Source organism: Chryseobacterium sp. Bi04, assembly GCF_918698085.1.
Taxonomy (GTDB): Bacteria; Bacteroidota; Bacteroidia; order Flavobacteriales; family Weeksellaceae; genus Chryseobacterium.
In genome coordinates this window covers 910,978-925,418 of sequence record NZ_CAKKLP010000001.1, presented here as the reverse complement: position 1 = coordinate 925,418, position 14,441 = coordinate 910,978, and the positions used below count along the sequence as shown (strand labels likewise).

Below are 14,441 nucleotides of genomic sequence, written 5' to 3'. Positions count from 1 at the left end.
GGCATGATTTTTGTAAATATAAAGAATAAAAATCATGCTTAATATCAAACTTAAAGAATCATGAAAAAAAGTCTCATTGCACTAAATGTTATACTGACATTATCGCTAGTTAGCTGTAAAAAATCAAGTGAAAGCGGAAACAAAAGCGTTATCAAAGCAGACAGTTCGGAAACCTTAGTAACGGATACCAACGGAAAAGTGGATTCAGTAACGCAAAGCTCATCAACAATAGAGGTGAATGGTCAAAAAACTGAAAAAACCGATTTTGTTTATAAGGCAACAGACGGGACATTGGTAAAAGTAGTTTTCAAAAATGATCCTAAGGAAAATACAGTAGCTATCACCAGCAACAAGAAAACTTTCACTTTGCCTAAAACGGAAACCAAAGACGGTGAAACCATCTATAAAAAAGATGATATGACAGCCAGGGTAAAAGGAGACAGTCTCCACCTTGAACAAGGCAATAATATTATTGAACTGAAAAGAACGAAGATCTAAATTGTAATCCAGGTTTCGGGTTTCAGCATATATAAATTTGATATAATAAAAAAAACCATCCGGAGTCCGGATGGTTTTCTATTTATATCTGAATGAATATTATTCTTCAGTTTTTTCTTCAGTAGTATCAGCTTTTGCTTCTTCTACTTTTTCTTCTACTACTGGAGCATCAGCAACTACTGCTTCAACTTTTTTAGATGTAGTAGCTCTTCTGCTTCTTCTCGTAGCTTTTTTCTCTTCAGCATTAGGGTTGTAAAGCTCGTTGAAATCTACCAATTCGATAAGAGCCATATCAGCAGCATCACCTGGTCTGAAACCTGTCTTAATGATTCTTGTATAACCACCGTTTCTTTCAGCGATTTTAGGAGCTACAGTTCTGAATAATTCAGCAACCGCAAATTTATTTTGAAGGTAAGAGAATACTACTCTTCTGTTATGTGTAGTATCTTCTTTTGCTTTTGTTAATAGAGGCTCAACATATACTCTTAAAGCCTTAGCTTTAGCTACAGTAGTGTTGATTCTTTTATGCTCAATTAGAGAACAAGCCATATTAGAAAGTAAAGCACTTCTGTGAGAAGCTGTTCTTCCTAAGTGATTGAATTTTTTACCGTGTCTCATTATTAATTATTTATCAGCGTCTAACTTATATTTTGCAACGTCGAAACCGAAGTTAAGACCTTTTGAATGCACTAATTCTTCTAGTTCTGTCAAAGATTTTTTACCAAAATTTCTGAATTTCATCAAATCAGACTTACTGTAAGAAACAAGTTCTCCAAGAGTTTCTACTTCAGCTGCTTTCAGACAGTTAAGGGCTCTTACAGAAAGATCCATATCTGCTAATTTAGACTTAAGTAGCTGCCTTGTATGAAGAGTTTCTTCATCGTACTGGATAGATGCTTTTACAGCTTCAGTTTCAAGAGTGATTCTCTCATCAGAGAATAACATGAAGTGATAAATTAATATCTTAGAAGCTTCTGTTAAAGCATTTTGAGGACTGATGGAACCATCAGTTTCTATATCTAGTACAAGTTTTTCGTAGTCTGTTTTTTGCTCTACACGATAATTTTCAATGCTGTATTGAACTTTCTTGATTGGCGTGAAAATAGAGTCAATAGCAATAGTACCAATAGGTGCATTGTTTGACTTATTTTGTTCTGAAGGAACATACCCTCTACCTTTTTCAATGTTGAAAGTAATTTCGAAAGTTACATCACTATTTAGGTTGCAGATCATTAGATCCGGGTTCAGCACCTCAAATCCGTTGATAGACTTTCCTAAATCACCAGCAGTAATAACCGTTTGACCTGAAACTTTAGCAACAACCTGCTCATTAGCCTGGCCTTCTGCTGTAGCTTTTAATCTTACCTGCTTAAGGTTAAGAATAATTTCGGTAACATCTTCGATTACTCCTGGAATAGTTGAAAATTCGTGCTCTACACCTTCTATTTTGATAGATGAAATAGCGTATCCTTCCAGAGAAGAAAGTAACACTCTTCTCAAAGCATTACCTATTGTAAGCCCGAAACCTGGTTCTAAAGGTCTGAATTCAAATTGACCTTTAAATTCATCAGAGTTAAGTAAAATTACTTTATCGGGTTTTATGAATTGTAAAATTGCCATATTATTGGGTTGAGCAAAAATTTGATTAAAAAATTATTTAGAGTAAAGTTCGACGATAAGGTTCTCCTTGATGTCTTCCGGAATCTGGATTCTTTCAGGAGCAGAAATGAAGGTACCTTCTTTCTTCTCATCGTTGAATTGTAACCACTCATAATTTGCTTTAGAAGCTAATGCATTTGTTACCACATCAAGAGATTTAGATTTCTCTCTTACAGCGATTACATCACCAGCTTTTACCAAATACGAAGGGATGTTAAGAATTTCTCCATTCACAGTGATGTGTCTGTGAGAAACTAGTTGTCTAGCACCAGATCTAGTTTTAGCAAAACCTAATCTGTATACTACGTTATCCAATCTTGATTCGCAAAGTTGTAAAAGAACTTCACCTGTTACTCCTTTGTTTCTGTGTGCTTTTTCAAATAGGTTAGCAAACTGTCTTTCTAAAATACCGTAAGTATATTTAGCTTTTTGTTTTTCAGCTAACTGAATTGCATATTCTGATTTTTTAGCACCTCTTCTTTTGTTAGGACCATGCTGTCCTGGTGGTTGGTTTTTTCTCTTTTCGAAGTTTTTATCATCTCCGTAGATTGCAGCTCCAAACTTTCTAGCAATCTTAGTTTTAGGTCCAATATATCTTGCCATAATGGGTAAATTCTAAAAATTAAACTCTTCTTCTTTTAGGTGGTCTACATCCATTGTGTGGCATTGGCGTCACATCAACGATTTCGCTAACTTCAATTCCTGAATTGTGGATTGTTCTGATAGCAGATTCTCTACCTGCACCAGGACCTTTCACATACACCTTTACTCTTCTTAATCCAGCTTCGTGAGCAACATTAGAGCAATTTTCAGCTGCCATTTGAGCAGCAAAAGGAGTGTTCTTTTTAGAACCTCTGAATCCCATTTTACCGGCAGACGCCCAAGAGATAACCTCTCCACTTTTATTTGTTAAAGAAATGATGATGTTATTGAAAGAAGCTTGAATATGTGCTTCACCAATAGCTTCAACTTTTACTTTTCTTTTTTTAACTACTTTACTTTGTTTTGCCATAATTCCTAACGATTATTTACTTGCCTTTTTCTTGTTAGCAACTGTTTTTCTCTTTCCTTTACGGGTTCTAGAGTTGTTTTTCGTTCTCTGGCCTCTTAAAGGTAATCCTAGTCTGTGACGTATTCCTCGTTGGCATCCTATGTCCATCAATCTCTTGATGTTCAATTGCACTTCAGATCTTAATTCTCCTTCTACTTTTACGTTGTCAGAGATATATGTTCTGATTGCAGCCAATTCATCGTCATTCCATTCGTTGACTTTCTTGTCTTCGCTGATACCGGCAGCTTTAAGGATTTCAGAAGAAGTACTTCTTCCTACTCCATAGATGTAAGTTAAACCGATAACACCTCTTTTGTTTTTTGGTAAATCAATACCTGCAATTCTCGCCATAATTTAATGTTAGCCTTGTCTTTGTTTAAATTTTGGGTTCTTCTTGTTGATTACAAATAGGACACCTTTTCTGCGTACAATTTTGCAATCAGCGCTTCTTTTTTTAATTGATGCTCTTACTTTCATTTTGATAGTATTTATTTTTTAACAAATGCCAAATGGAATGTTTCTTCCATTTGGCTATTTTGTTTAATATCTAAATGTAATTCTCCCTTTCGTTAAATCATAGGGAGACATTTCTAGTTTTACCTTATCACCAGGTAAAAGTTTAATATAATGCATTCGCATTTTACCGGAAATATGAGCAATAAGTATATGCCCATTCTCAAGTTCTACACGGAACTGAGCGTTCGAAAGTGCTTCCGTTATAACGCCGTCTTGTTCAATATGTTTTTGTTTTGCCATAAATTAATATCCAGTCGTTCTAGACAGTTTAGACTGCATTAAACCATCATAGTGATGGTTCAGCAGATATGTATTAATCTGTTGAACAGTATCTAAAATTACTCCCACCATAATCAATAATGACGTTCCCCCGAAAAATAGGGCAAACGCATCTGTCTGAACAAAGCTTCCATGCACAATTGCTGGAAGGACTGCAAAGATAGATAAAAAAATTGCACCTGGCAAGGTAATTTTTGATAAAATATCATCTAAATAATCAGCTGTCTCTTTACCGGGTCTTACTTTCGGTACTAAACCTCCATTTCTCTTCAAATCATCAGCCATCTGGTTCACCGGAATTGTAATTGCAGTGTAGAAAAACGAGAAGATAATAATTAATAGCGCAAACAATACATTGTACTGCCAGCTAAAAACATTCTTGAAACCTGCAAGAAAAGTGTTAGACTCATCGAATTTTGTTAATAGTCCTGGTACGAACATCAATGCCTGGGCAAAGATAATCGGCATTACACCAGCAGCATTTACCTTCAATGGAATCCATTGTCTTGCTCCCTGCATAAGATTTCTGTTTACACCTCCTCTTGCTTGAGCTCTGCTTACATACTGAATTGGTATTTTTCTAACAGCTACAGATAGTATAACTGCTAAAAGAACCACCACCATCCAGAATAATACTTCAATAAGGATCATGATAGATCCCATTCCTCCTTTTCCGTTCTGCACGGCCATCTCCTGTACGAATGCTTCAGGTAATCTTGAAAGAATCCCTACCATAATAAGGATGGAAATACCATTTCCGATTCCTTTGTCGGTAATTTTTTCACCTAACCACATTGCGAATACTGAACCACCCACCAAGATTACAATACTTGGCAGCCAGAACATGATAGAATTTGGCTCTACAAAATATGCAGACTGGAATTGAGCATAGGGTAAGAATAATTGAGTAATAGAAGTTAAGTAAGAAGGTGCCTGTACCAGACAAACTCCGATTGTTAACCATCTTGTAATTTGGTTCAATGTATTTCTACCTGACTCTCCATCTTTCTGAAGCTTCTGAAGATAAGGAATAGCCATCCCCATCAACTGAACAATAATAGAAGCAGAAATATAAGGCATGATTCCCAACGCCATTACGGAAGCGTGGCTGAAAGCTCCCCCCGTAAACGACGAAAGCAAGCCAAGGAGACCTGCTCCTTGCTTGTTACCGCCTTGATTTTTATAATGCTCTAAGAGATCTCCCACCTCTGCAAGGTTAATTGCAGGAAGTGAAATATAAGATGCGAATCTATACACAAGGATAATACCTAAAGTGAAGATAATCTTATCTCTTAATTCCTTTAGGCTCCAAATATTTTTAAGTGTTTGTATAAATTCTTTCATTAGTAAGTATTATAAGGTAATTGCTTTTCCACCTGCTTTAGCAATAAGCTCTTCAGCAGATTTAGTGAACTTGTCAGCAGAGATTGAAACCGCAGATTTCAATTCTCCTCTACCCATAATTTTCACTAATTCGTTTTTAGAAACTACACCATTTTCTACTAAAACTTCTTTCGTGATATCTCCAGTGATGGATTTGTTCTCGATTAAAGTCTGGATAGTATCAAGGTTAACTCCTCTAAACTCTTTTCTATTTACGTTTTTGAATCCGAATTTAGGTAATCTTCTTTGTAAAGGCATCTGACCTCCTTCAAAACCGATCTTCTGAGAATAACCAGCTCTTGCTTTCTGTCCTTTATGTCCTTTTGTAGCAGTACCTCCTTTTCCACTACCTTGACCTCTACCAATTCTTTTTGAATTGAAAGTAGATCCTGCAGCAGGTTTTATGTTATTTAAATTCATTTTAATTTCTTTTTTAAAAATTATTTTTGAACTTCAAGTAAATGACTAACTGCAGCTATCATTCCTAAGATAGAAGGAGTAGCTTCATGTTCTACAACTTGGTGAAGTTTCTTTAATCCTAATGCTTCAAGCGTTCTCTTTTGGGTTTTTGTTCTACCAATAGCGCTTCTTACTTGCTTTACTTTAATTGTTGCCATTGTTCTAATATTAACCGTTAAACACTTTACTTAGAGAAACTCCTCTCATTCTAGCGATCTCTTCAGGTCTTCTGATATCTAATAACGCTTTAAAAGTAGCTTTCACTACGTTGTGAGGGTTAGAAGATCCTTTAGACTTTGAAAGGATATCGTGAATACCTGCAGATTCCAATACCGCTCTTACCGCACCACCGGCGATAAGTCCTGTACCGTGAGAAGCAGGTCTTAAGAAGATATCTGCTCCACCGTATCTAGCAGTAGTTTGGTGAGGAATAGTGTGGTTCATTACAGGAACTTTCACAAGGTTTTTCTTAGCATCTTCCACTGCCTTAGCAATTGCAGAAGCAACCTCTTTAGATTTTCCTAAACCAAAACCGATAACACCTTCTTCGTTCCCTACTACAACAATAGCAGAAAATCCGAAAGCTCTACCTCCTTTAGTTACTTTTGTTACTCTGTTAACAGCTACGAGACGATCTTTTAATTCTAATCCTCCCGGTTTTACTCTTTCTATATTATCTAGTCCTAACATATTTTCCGAAATTTAATGATTAGAATTTAAGTCCTCCTTCTCTCGCACCATCAGCTAGAGCTTTCACTCTTCCATGGTATACGAAACCGTTTCTGTCAAATACAATACTTTCGATTCCTGCAGCAACCGCTTTAGCAGCGATAGCTTTACCTACAGCAGCAGAAATTTCAGTCTTAGTACCTTTAGCGTCTACACCTTTTTCTCTAGAAGAAGCTGATGCTAAAGTTTTACCATTTTTATCGTCGATTAACTGAGCGTAAATTTCCTTATTACTTTTGTATACAGATAATCTTGGCAATTCAGAAGATCCAGAGATTTTCCCTCTTACTCTTCTTTTGATTCTTATTCTTTTTTCTAATTTACTTAATGCCATAATACTTATAATTTATTAAGCAGATTTACCAGCTTTACGTCTAACAATTTCTCCTACGAATCTTACACCTTTTCCTTTGTATGGCTCAGGCTTTCTGAAAGAACGGATCTTTGCAGTAACCATTCCTAGAAGTTGCTTGTCGTGAGACGCTAAAGTAATAATTGGGTTTTTACCTTTTTCAGTCAATGTATCAACTTTTACTTCACCTGGAAGTTCTAATACGATACCGTGAGAGAATCCTAAAGCTAACTCAAGTTTTTGACCTGAGTGAGAAGCTCTGTATCCTACCCCTACTAGTTCTAGTTTCTTTTCGAAACCTTCTGATACCCCAACGATCATGTTGGCGATCAACGCTCTGTATAAACCGTGAAGCGCTTTGTGTTGCTTAGAATCAGATGGTCTGTTTACGTTAAGCTCACCATCTTTTTGTTCTAAAGTAATTCCTGCTGTAAGCTCTTGAGAAAGTTCTCCTTTTGCTCCTTTTACAGTTACTACACCGTTATTTTCAGTGACTGTAACTCCAGCTGGAATTGTTATAATTGCTTTACCAATTCTTGACATTTTCCTCTGATTAAAAATTAATAAACATAGCAGATTACTTCACCGCCTACTTTCTCTTCTCTAGCTTTCTTGTCAGTCATTACTCCTTTAGAAGTAGAGATGATAGAAATACCCAAACCGTTTAGTACTCTTGGAAGTTCAGTAGAACCTTTGTACTGTCTCAAACCTGGTCTAGAAGCTCTTTGAATAGACTTAATAGCAGGTTTGCTAGTTTGCTTATCGTACTTTAAAGCGATTTTGATCACTCCTTGAACAGCGTTATCTTCAAACTTGTAGTTTAAGATATACCCTTGATCAAATAGGATCTTAGTAATCTCCTTTTTGATTTTCGATGCAGGAATTTCCACCACTTTGTGGCCTGCGCTTTGTGCGTTCCTTACTCTTGTTAGGAAATCTGAAATTGGATCTGTTACCATTTTTCTTTTATAAATTATTGGTTAAAGACAATCAGTATTGAAAAGACTTGAAGAGGAAAATATCAGACTTCAGAAAACTTCAGTCTGATATTTATATTCTTTAGTATCTAGACAACTTAATTGTCCCGATTTTAATTAGTAATTATTACCAACTGGCTTTTCTTACACCTGGGATAAGACCGTTGTTTGCCATTTCTCTGAAAGTTACTCTGGAAATACCAAACGTTCTCATGTATCCTCTTGGTCTACCTGTTAGTTTACATCTGTTGTGTAATCTTACAGGAGAAGCATTTTTAGGTAACTTTTGAAGTCCTTCGTAATCACCTGCTTCTTTTAAAGCTTTTCTTTTGTCAGCGTATTTAGCAACAAGTGCTTCTCTTTTGCGCTCACGCGCTTTCATTGATTCTTTAGCCATTTCTTAGTTCTTTTTAAATGGTAAACCGAAGTGAGTTAATAATGCTTTAGCTTCTTTATCTGTCTTCGCAGTAGTAACGAAAGTGATGTCCATCCCTTGGATTTTTTTCACTTTGTCAATTACGATTTCAGGGAAGATAATTTGCTCAGTAATACCTAAGTTGTAGTTACCTCTACCATCGAAACCATCTGCCTTGATACCAGAGAAATCTCTGATACGTGGTAAAGCAGAAGAAGTAAGTCTGTCTAAGAACTCATACATTCTGTGAGCTCTCAAAGTTACTCTAGCACCTACAGGCATTCCTTTTCTTAGTTTGAAAGCCGCTTCGTCTTTTTTAGAGATCGTACCTACTGCTTTCTGACCTGTGATGTTTGTCAATTCTTCTACAGCATAATCAATGATTTTCTTATCTGCAGTAGCATCTCCTAAACCTTGTGATACAACGATTTTCTCTAATCTAGGTACTTGCATGATTGACTTGTACCCAAATTCTTCCATCATTGCAGGAACAATTTGCTCTTTGTATGCTTTTTTGGGTCTTGCTATAAATTCCATGTGTTAATTCAAATTATAAAGTTTCCCCCGTTTTTTTGTTAATTCTTACTTTCTTATCTCCTTCGATTTTGTAACCGATTTTGATAGCTTTTCCGTCTTTACCAACTAAAGCTACGTTAGAGATATGAATAGAAGCTTCCTTCTCAGTAATTCCTCCTTGAGGATTAGAAGCTGAAGGCTTAACGTGTTTTTTAACGATATTAAGTCCTGCAACGATTACTCTAGGGTCTCTTCCTTCTTTCTTGATCACTTCAATAACTTCACCAGTTTTACCTTTGATATCTTTCTTACCAGTAGTAATGATTACGTTATCTCCTCTTTTTATTTTTAACTTTGACATTTTCTTTTAAAAATTTTAAAAATTAAAGTACTTCAGGAGCTAATGAAATGATTTTCATATATTCTTTATCTCTCAACTCACGAGCAACTGGTCCGAAAACACGTGTTCCTCTCATTTCTCCTGCTGCGTTTAGCAATACACAAGCATTGTCGTCGAATTTGATGTATGAACCATCTTTTCTTCTAACTGCTTTTTTAGTTCTTACTACTACAGCTTTAGATACCTGACCTTTCTTAGCGTTTCCTGATGGTGTAGAATCCTTGATAGTAACAACGATTTTATCACCAACTGAAGCATATCTTCTTCTGGTTCCTCCCAGAACTCTGATAACCAATACTTCTTTAGCACCTGTGTTATCAGCAACTTTTAATCTTGATTCTGTTTGTAACATTATTACTTAGCTTTTTCAATGATTCTTACTAATCTCCATCTCTTGCTCTTGCTCAAAGGTCTAGTTTCCTGGATCAGAACTGTATCACCTTCTGTGCATTCGTTGTTCTCGTCGTGTGCAGTATATTTTTTCGTTTTCAAAACGAATTTACCGTACATCGGGTGCTTTACTCTTGTAGTTTCACTAACAACAATAGTTTTTTCCATTTTATTACTGGAAACCACTCCGATTCTTTCTTTTCTTAAATTTCTATCCATTGTAAAATGAAATTATTGTTTGTTAGTTAACTCAGTGTTTAGTCTTGCGATTGTTCTTCTCAAATCTTTGATTTGAATCGGGTTTTCAATTGGGCTGATTGCATGAGCCAATTTCAATTTAGAATATTGAGCTTTTGCTTCAGTTAATTGAGCTTGAATATCACCCGCGCTTAAATTTTTAATATCAGCATTTTTCATTGTATTCAAAGATTATAGAGGTTTAACAAAATCGTTAGCAACGATGAATTTAGTAACTACTGGTAATTTCTGCGCCGCAAGTCTAAGAGCTTCTTTCGCTACTTCGTAAGGAACACCTCCTACTTCGAACATGATTTTACCTGGTTTTACTACAGCCACCCAATATTCAACAGCACCCTTACCTTTACCCATCCTTACTTCGGCTGGTTTCTTAGTAATTGGCTTATCTGGGAAGATTTTGATCCATAGCTGACCTTCTCTCTTCATATATCTAGTTGCAGCAATACGTGCAGCCTCAATTTGTCTAGCTGTGATCCAAGCTCCTTCCGTAGCTTTAATCCCGAAAGTTCCGTAAGCAAGTTGATTACCTCTTTGAGCAATCCCCTTCATCTTCATTTTATGAACTCTACGGAATTTGGTTCTTTTTGGTTGTAACATAATTTCTAAATTTTAGATTTTAGATTTTAGATTTTAGATTTTTTTTATTTTAAAAAAGTAACGGTAATTTAAAATTCAAAATGTCTAATCTAAAATTTTTAATTATTATTGTTATTATTGTTATTATTTTTTCTAGGTCTTCTGTTGTCTCTGTCTCCTCCTCTGTTTCTATCTCCTGACTGACCTCCTTTTTTCTGTTGTCCTACTAATGGGGAAAGTTCTCTTTTACCATAAACTTCACCTTTCATAATCCAAACTTTTACACCTAGTCTACCATAAGTAGTGTGAGCTTCAGCCCAGTGATAATCGATATCAGCTCTGAAAGTAGACAAAGGAATTCTTCCGTCTTTGAAAGATTCGCTTCTTGCCATTTCAGCACCGTTCAATCTTCCAGAGATTTGAACTTTGATACCTTCAGCACCCATTCTCATAGTACTAGCCATTGCCATTTTAACAGCTCTTCTGTAAGAGATTCTGTTTTCAATTTGCTTAGAAATACTATCAGCAACTAAAACTGCATCTAGTTCAGGTCTTTTGATTTCAAAGATGTTGATTTGAATATCCTTACCTGTAAGTTTCTTCAATTCTTCTTTCAATTTATCAACTTCCTGACCTCCTTTACCGATGATAAGTCCCGGTCTAGCAGTAGTAATTGTAACTGTTACTAATTTTAATGTTCTTTCAATATAAATTTTTGAAATACCACCTTTAGATAATCTAGCCTCAAGGTATCTTCTGATTTTGTAGTCTTCAGCGATTCTGTCTCCATAATCTTTACCACCAAACCAGTTAGAATCCCATCCTCTGATGATACCTAATCTATTACCAATTGGATTTGTCTTCTGTCCCATACCTTGATTAATTTTCTTTATTACCTAAGATTAATGTAACGTGGTTAGATCTTTTTCTGATTCTATACCCTCTACCTTGTGGAGCTGGTCTTAGTCTCTTTAATTGTCTTGCACTATCCACGAAGATTTCTTTAACGATAAGGTTTGCTTCTTCAATATCAGCACCTTCGTTTTTCGTCTGCCAGTTTGCCATAGCAGAAAGAAGTAATTTCTCTAATTTGTTAGAGGCTTCTTTTTTAGAATATTTTAGGATATAAAGAGCTTTATCTACCTGCTCTCCTCTAATGATATCAGCAACTAATCTCATTTTTCTTGGAGATGATGGGCAGTCATTTAATGAAGCTTTTACAACGTCTTTGTTAGCTTCTTTTCTTGCGATTGCGCTATCTTGTTTTCTTGATCCCATGATTATCTGCTTCCTTTGTTTTTGTTACCACCATGACCTCTGAAAGATCTTGTTGGAGAAAATTCGCCTAACTTGTGACCTACCATGTTTTCTGTAACATATACAGGGATAAAAGATTTCCCGTTGTGTACAGCGATAGTTTGTCCTACGAAGTCCGGAGAGATCATCGATGCTCTAGACCAAGTTTTGATAACTGTCTTCTTACCAGACTCTATATTTGCCTGAACCTTCTTATCTAAAGTATGATGAATGAACGGTCCTTTCTTAAGTGATCTTGCCATAATTATTTTCTTTTAGATACGATGTAACGGTTAGACACTTTGTTTTTCTTTCTAGTTTTGTAACCTTTAGCCGGCATACCGTTTCTAGATCTTGGGTGACCTCCAGAAGAACGTCCTTCACCACCTCCCATTGGGTGATCTACAGGGTTCATTACTACCGGTCTAGTTCTTGGTCTTCTACCTAACCATCTGCTTCTACCAGCCTTACCTGATACAGTTAATTGGTGATCAGAGTTGGAAACTGAACCAATCATTGCCATACATTCAGTAAGGATCATTCTAGATTCTCCTGAAGGCAATTTAATGATGGCGTATTTTCCGTCTCTTGAAGTTAATTGAGCTGAAGAACCAGCACTTCTTGCTAAAATAGCACCTTGACCAGGCTTCATTTCAACACAAGAAATTACAGTACCCAATGGAATATTTCTCAATTTCATTGCGTTACCTACGTTTGGTTCAACGCTTTCTCCTGACACTACTTTCTGATCTACTTTGATACCGTTTGGAGCGATGATATATCTCTTCTCTCCGTCAGCATACTCTAATAAAGCGATAAATGCAGTTCTGTTTGGATCGTATTCTACAGATTTTACAGTTGCTTCAACGTTTGCTTTGTTTCTTTTGAAGTCAATAATTCTGTATTTCTTTTTGTGTCCACCTCCGGTGTAACGCATGGTCATTTTACCTGTTTGGTTACGTCCACCTGACTTTTTAATACCAACGGTTAGAGACTTCTCTGGTTTGTTGGTAGTAATTTCCTCAAAATTGTTTACAACTCTGAATCTCTGTCCCGGGGTGATAGGTTTTAATTTTCTAACAGACATTACTATTATTTATAATTAATAATTAATTTACAGCAAAAATATCGATAACCTCACCTTCAACAAGCTTGATTACCGCTTTTTTCAATTTGTTTGTCTTTCCTACTTGAAGACCTTTTTTAGTGTATTTCGAAGAAACCTTCGGAGCATAAATCATTGTGTTAACGTCTGCTACTTTTACACCGTAAGCCGCTTCTACAGCTTTTTTAATCTGGATTTTATTCGCCTTAGGATTAACTAAGAAAGAATAAGAACCTCTTAAATCTGTAAGGTAATTAGCCTTTTCTGAGATAACTGGTTTAATAATAATAGACATGACTTATTTCTTTAGATTTTCCTGGAATTTTTCAACTGCACCTTCGAAGAATACAACTTCACCTGCATTTACTAAATCGTAAGAACTTACTTCATTGAAGTTCATTACTTTAGCTTTAGGTAAGTTTCTTGAAGATAAATACACATTCTTGTTAGCTTCAGGAAGGATGAATAAAGCTTTCTTATCGTTTAATGCCAAAGCATTCAATACAGTAATGAAATCTTTAGTTCTAGGAGCGCTTAAGCTCATATCTTCCAAAACTCTGATGCTGTTGTCTCTCATTTTCTGAGATAAAACAGATTTCTTAGCTAATCTCTTAAGAGCTTTGTTCAATTTGAATCTATAGTCTCTTGGTTTTGGTCCGAATACTCTACCTCCACCTCTGAAAGTTGGAGATTTGATATCCCCGTATCTAGCAGATCCTGATCCTTTTTGCTTCTTAAGCTTTTTAGTAGAAGCCGTAATTTCGCTTCTTTCTTTCGATTTATGAGTCCCTTGTCTTTGTGCAGCAAGGTACTGTTTAACTTCTAAGTAAACCGCGTGCTGATTTGGCTCAATTCCGAATACTGTTTCGTCTAGAGTTACTTTTCTTCCGGTCTCTTTTCCTGATGTATTTAATACTACTAGTTCCATTTTCTGATAATTACATAAGAATTTTTAGCTCCCGGAACAGCACCTTTTACTACTAAAAGATTTTGTTCTTGATCAACTTTTAACACCTGAAGGTTTTGAACAGTTACCTGCTCACCTCCCATTCTTCCAGCCATTCTCATCCCTTTGAATACTCTTGAAGGGTCTGAACCAGCACCGATAGAACCTGGAGCTCTAAGTCTGTTGTGCTGACCATGAGTTGCCTGCATTACACCTCCAAATCCGTGTCTTTTAACAACACCCTGGAAGCCTTTACCTTTTGAAGTACCTGTTACGTCAACATACTCACCTTCAGTGAATAGATCAACTTTTACTTCTTCTCCTACTTTTACTTCATCAACGAATTCTCTGTAGAATTCAACTAATTTAGCTTTAGGAGCAGAACCAGCCTTTTTAAAATGACCAGCTAACGCTTTACCAACGTTCTTCTCACTCTTGTCATCGAAACCTAATTGAACAGCTTTATAACCGTCTTTTTCTAAGGTTCTGACCTGTAAAACCGAGCATGGACCAGCTTGGATAACTGTACAAGGAATGTTTTTTCCTTCTTCGTTAAACAAAGATGTCATACCGATTTTCTTACCAATAATACCTGACATTGTTTATATTATAATAAAATTTATCTTTCTCTTTATC

29 protein-coding genes are annotated in these 14,441 nt (G+C 36.0%); 1 reads left to right on the top strand and 28 read right to left on the bottom strand.

Going from position 1 to position 14,441, the window contains the following annotated elements:
* Window positions 1–60 precede the first annotated feature (60 nt).
* On the top strand, window positions 61–498 hold the full coding sequence (locus tag LQV47_RS04105) for a hypothetical protein (protein ID WP_230034103.1): 438 nt from the start codon (window positions 61–63) through the stop codon (window positions 496–498).
* A gap of 99 nt (window positions 499–597) precedes the next feature.
* On the opposite strand, the gene rplQ is transcribed toward LQV47_RS04105, so the two are convergent.
* From rplQ to rplC, 28 genes are all read right to left on the bottom strand, one after another.
* The gene (rplQ, locus tag LQV47_RS04100) at window positions 598–1,116 is read right to left on the bottom strand and encodes a 50S ribosomal protein L17 (protein WP_047491461.1); all 519 of its coding nucleotides are present in this window, start codon (window positions 1,114–1,116) and stop codon (window positions 598–600) included.
* A 6-nt stretch (window positions 1,117–1,122) separates the two neighbouring features.
* Window positions 1,123–2,118, bottom strand: a complete 996-nt coding sequence (locus LQV47_RS04095) for a DNA-directed RNA polymerase subunit alpha (protein ID WP_047491458.1) — start codon at window positions 2,116–2,118, stop codon at window positions 1,123–1,125.
* Window positions 2,119–2,151: 33 nt separating this feature from the next.
* A complete protein-coding gene (rpsD, locus tag LQV47_RS04090; protein WP_230034101.1) occupies window positions 2,152–2,760 on the bottom strand; it encodes a 30S ribosomal protein S4 in 609 nt (202 codons plus the stop codon).
* Between the two features lie 19 nt (window positions 2,761–2,779).
* Window positions 2,780–3,169 (bottom strand): 30S ribosomal protein S11, encoded by a 390-nt coding sequence (gene rpsK / locus LQV47_RS04085; protein WP_047491454.1) that lies wholly within the window; start codon window positions 3,167–3,169, stop codon window positions 2,780–2,782.
* A gap of 12 nt (window positions 3,170–3,181) precedes the next feature.
* Window positions 3,182–3,559: a 30S ribosomal protein S13 gene (gene rpsM, locus LQV47_RS04080; RefSeq protein WP_047491452.1), complete on the bottom strand. Its 378-nt coding sequence runs from the start codon at window positions 3,557–3,559 to the stop codon at window positions 3,182–3,184.
* Window positions 3,560–3,568: 9 nt separating this feature from the next.
* On the bottom strand, window positions 3,569–3,685 hold the full coding sequence (gene rpmJ, locus LQV47_RS04075; protein WP_007839480.1) for a 50S ribosomal protein L36: 117 nt from the start codon (window positions 3,683–3,685) through the stop codon (window positions 3,569–3,571).
* Between the two features lie 63 nt (window positions 3,686–3,748).
* Window positions 3,749–3,964 (bottom strand): translation initiation factor IF-1, encoded by a 216-nt coding sequence (gene infA, locus LQV47_RS04070; RefSeq protein ID WP_034684855.1) that lies wholly within the window; start codon window positions 3,962–3,964, stop codon window positions 3,749–3,751.
* A gap of 3 nt (window positions 3,965–3,967) precedes the next feature.
* Window positions 3,968–5,347 (bottom strand): preprotein translocase subunit SecY, encoded by a 1,380-nt coding sequence (gene secY / locus LQV47_RS04065; RefSeq protein ID WP_230034093.1) that lies wholly within the window; start codon window positions 5,345–5,347, stop codon window positions 3,968–3,970.
* 9 nt (window positions 5,348–5,356) lie between these two features.
* Window positions 5,357–5,806, bottom strand: a complete 450-nt coding sequence (gene rplO, locus LQV47_RS04060; protein ID WP_230034091.1) for a 50S ribosomal protein L15 — start codon at window positions 5,804–5,806, stop codon at window positions 5,357–5,359.
* A gap of 20 nt (window positions 5,807–5,826) precedes the next feature.
* On the bottom strand, window positions 5,827–6,003 hold the full coding sequence (rpmD, locus tag LQV47_RS04055) for a 50S ribosomal protein L30 (RefSeq protein ID WP_029297759.1): 177 nt from the start codon (window positions 6,001–6,003) through the stop codon (window positions 5,827–5,829).
* A 10-nt stretch (window positions 6,004–6,013) separates the two neighbouring features.
* Window positions 6,014–6,535 carry a 30S ribosomal protein S5 gene (gene rpsE, locus LQV47_RS04050; protein WP_042721505.1) on the bottom strand — a complete coding sequence of 174 codons (522 nt, stop codon included), beginning with the start codon at window positions 6,533–6,535 and terminating at the stop codon, window positions 6,014–6,016.
* 19 nt (window positions 6,536–6,554) lie between these two features.
* Window positions 6,555–6,908, bottom strand: coding sequence for a 50S ribosomal protein L18 (gene rplR, locus LQV47_RS04045; RefSeq protein ID WP_047491441.1), 354 nt, complete (start codon window positions 6,906–6,908; stop codon window positions 6,555–6,557).
* A 15-nt stretch (window positions 6,909–6,923) separates the two neighbouring features.
* Complete coding sequence (rplF, locus tag LQV47_RS04040; protein WP_230034089.1) at window positions 6,924–7,469, bottom strand: 50S ribosomal protein L6; 546 nt, start codon at window positions 7,467–7,469, stop codon at window positions 6,924–6,926.
* 17 nt (window positions 7,470–7,486) lie between these two features.
* The gene (rpsH, locus tag LQV47_RS04035; RefSeq protein WP_076353268.1) at window positions 7,487–7,885 is read right to left on the bottom strand and encodes a 30S ribosomal protein S8; all 399 of its coding nucleotides are present in this window, start codon (window positions 7,883–7,885) and stop codon (window positions 7,487–7,489) included.
* A 145-nt stretch (window positions 7,886–8,030) separates the two neighbouring features.
* Window positions 8,031–8,300, bottom strand: a complete 270-nt coding sequence (gene rpsN, locus LQV47_RS04030; RefSeq protein ID WP_047376574.1) for a 30S ribosomal protein S14 — start codon at window positions 8,298–8,300, stop codon at window positions 8,031–8,033.
* Between the two features lie 3 nt (window positions 8,301–8,303).
* Entirely contained in the window at window positions 8,304–8,855 is a 552-nt protein-coding gene (gene rplE / locus LQV47_RS04025) for a 50S ribosomal protein L5 (protein WP_047491435.1), read from the bottom strand.
* A gap of 13 nt (window positions 8,856–8,868) precedes the next feature.
* Window positions 8,869–9,195 (bottom strand): 50S ribosomal protein L24, encoded by a 327-nt coding sequence (gene rplX / locus LQV47_RS04020; RefSeq protein ID WP_047427597.1) that lies wholly within the window; start codon window positions 9,193–9,195, stop codon window positions 8,869–8,871.
* A gap of 22 nt (window positions 9,196–9,217) precedes the next feature.
* Window positions 9,218–9,586, bottom strand: coding sequence for a 50S ribosomal protein L14 (gene rplN / locus LQV47_RS04015; protein WP_002983226.1), 369 nt, complete (start codon window positions 9,584–9,586; stop codon window positions 9,218–9,220).
* A gap of 2 nt (window positions 9,587–9,588) precedes the next feature.
* The gene (gene rpsQ / locus LQV47_RS04010; RefSeq protein WP_027371715.1) at window positions 9,589–9,843 is read right to left on the bottom strand and encodes a 30S ribosomal protein S17; all 255 of its coding nucleotides are present in this window, start codon (window positions 9,841–9,843) and stop codon (window positions 9,589–9,591) included.
* Between the two features lie 12 nt (window positions 9,844–9,855).
* Window positions 9,856–10,041, bottom strand: coding sequence for a 50S ribosomal protein L29 (gene rpmC / locus LQV47_RS04005; RefSeq protein WP_027371716.1), 186 nt, complete (start codon window positions 10,039–10,041; stop codon window positions 9,856–9,858).
* A gap of 12 nt (window positions 10,042–10,053) precedes the next feature.
* Window positions 10,054–10,479: a 50S ribosomal protein L16 gene (gene rplP / locus LQV47_RS04000; protein WP_047491432.1), complete on the bottom strand. Its 426-nt coding sequence runs from the start codon at window positions 10,477–10,479 to the stop codon at window positions 10,054–10,056.
* Between the two features lie 98 nt (window positions 10,480–10,577).
* Entirely contained in the window at window positions 10,578–11,330 is a 753-nt protein-coding gene (gene rpsC, locus LQV47_RS03995) for a 30S ribosomal protein S3 (RefSeq protein ID WP_230034087.1), read from the bottom strand.
* 7 nt (window positions 11,331–11,337) lie between these two features.
* Window positions 11,338–11,736: a 50S ribosomal protein L22 gene (gene rplV / locus LQV47_RS03990; RefSeq protein WP_047491422.1), complete on the bottom strand. Its 399-nt coding sequence runs from the start codon at window positions 11,734–11,736 to the stop codon at window positions 11,338–11,340.
* 2 nt (window positions 11,737–11,738) lie between these two features.
* The gene (gene rpsS, locus LQV47_RS03985) at window positions 11,739–12,017 is read right to left on the bottom strand and encodes a 30S ribosomal protein S19 (RefSeq protein WP_002983209.1); all 279 of its coding nucleotides are present in this window, start codon (window positions 12,015–12,017) and stop codon (window positions 11,739–11,741) included.
* A gap of 2 nt (window positions 12,018–12,019) precedes the next feature.
* Window positions 12,020–12,841, bottom strand: coding sequence for a 50S ribosomal protein L2 (rplB, locus tag LQV47_RS03980; protein ID WP_230034085.1), 822 nt, complete (start codon window positions 12,839–12,841; stop codon window positions 12,020–12,022).
* A gap of 22 nt (window positions 12,842–12,863) precedes the next feature.
* Window positions 12,864–13,154 carry a 50S ribosomal protein L23 gene (rplW, locus tag LQV47_RS03975; protein ID WP_047491415.1) on the bottom strand — a complete coding sequence of 97 codons (291 nt, stop codon included), beginning with the start codon at window positions 13,152–13,154 and terminating at the stop codon, window positions 12,864–12,866.
* Window positions 13,155–13,157: 3 nt separating this feature from the next.
* The gene (rplD, locus tag LQV47_RS03970; RefSeq protein ID WP_047491412.1) at window positions 13,158–13,787 is read right to left on the bottom strand and encodes a 50S ribosomal protein L4; all 630 of its coding nucleotides are present in this window, start codon (window positions 13,785–13,787) and stop codon (window positions 13,158–13,160) included.
* The gene (gene rplC, locus LQV47_RS03965) at window positions 13,778–14,404 is read right to left on the bottom strand and encodes a 50S ribosomal protein L3 (protein WP_027371722.1); all 627 of its coding nucleotides are present in this window, start codon (window positions 14,402–14,404) and stop codon (window positions 13,778–13,780) included. The genes rplD and rplC overlap by 10 nt, the downstream gene beginning before the upstream one ends.
* Window positions 14,405–14,441: the final 37 nt, after the last annotated feature.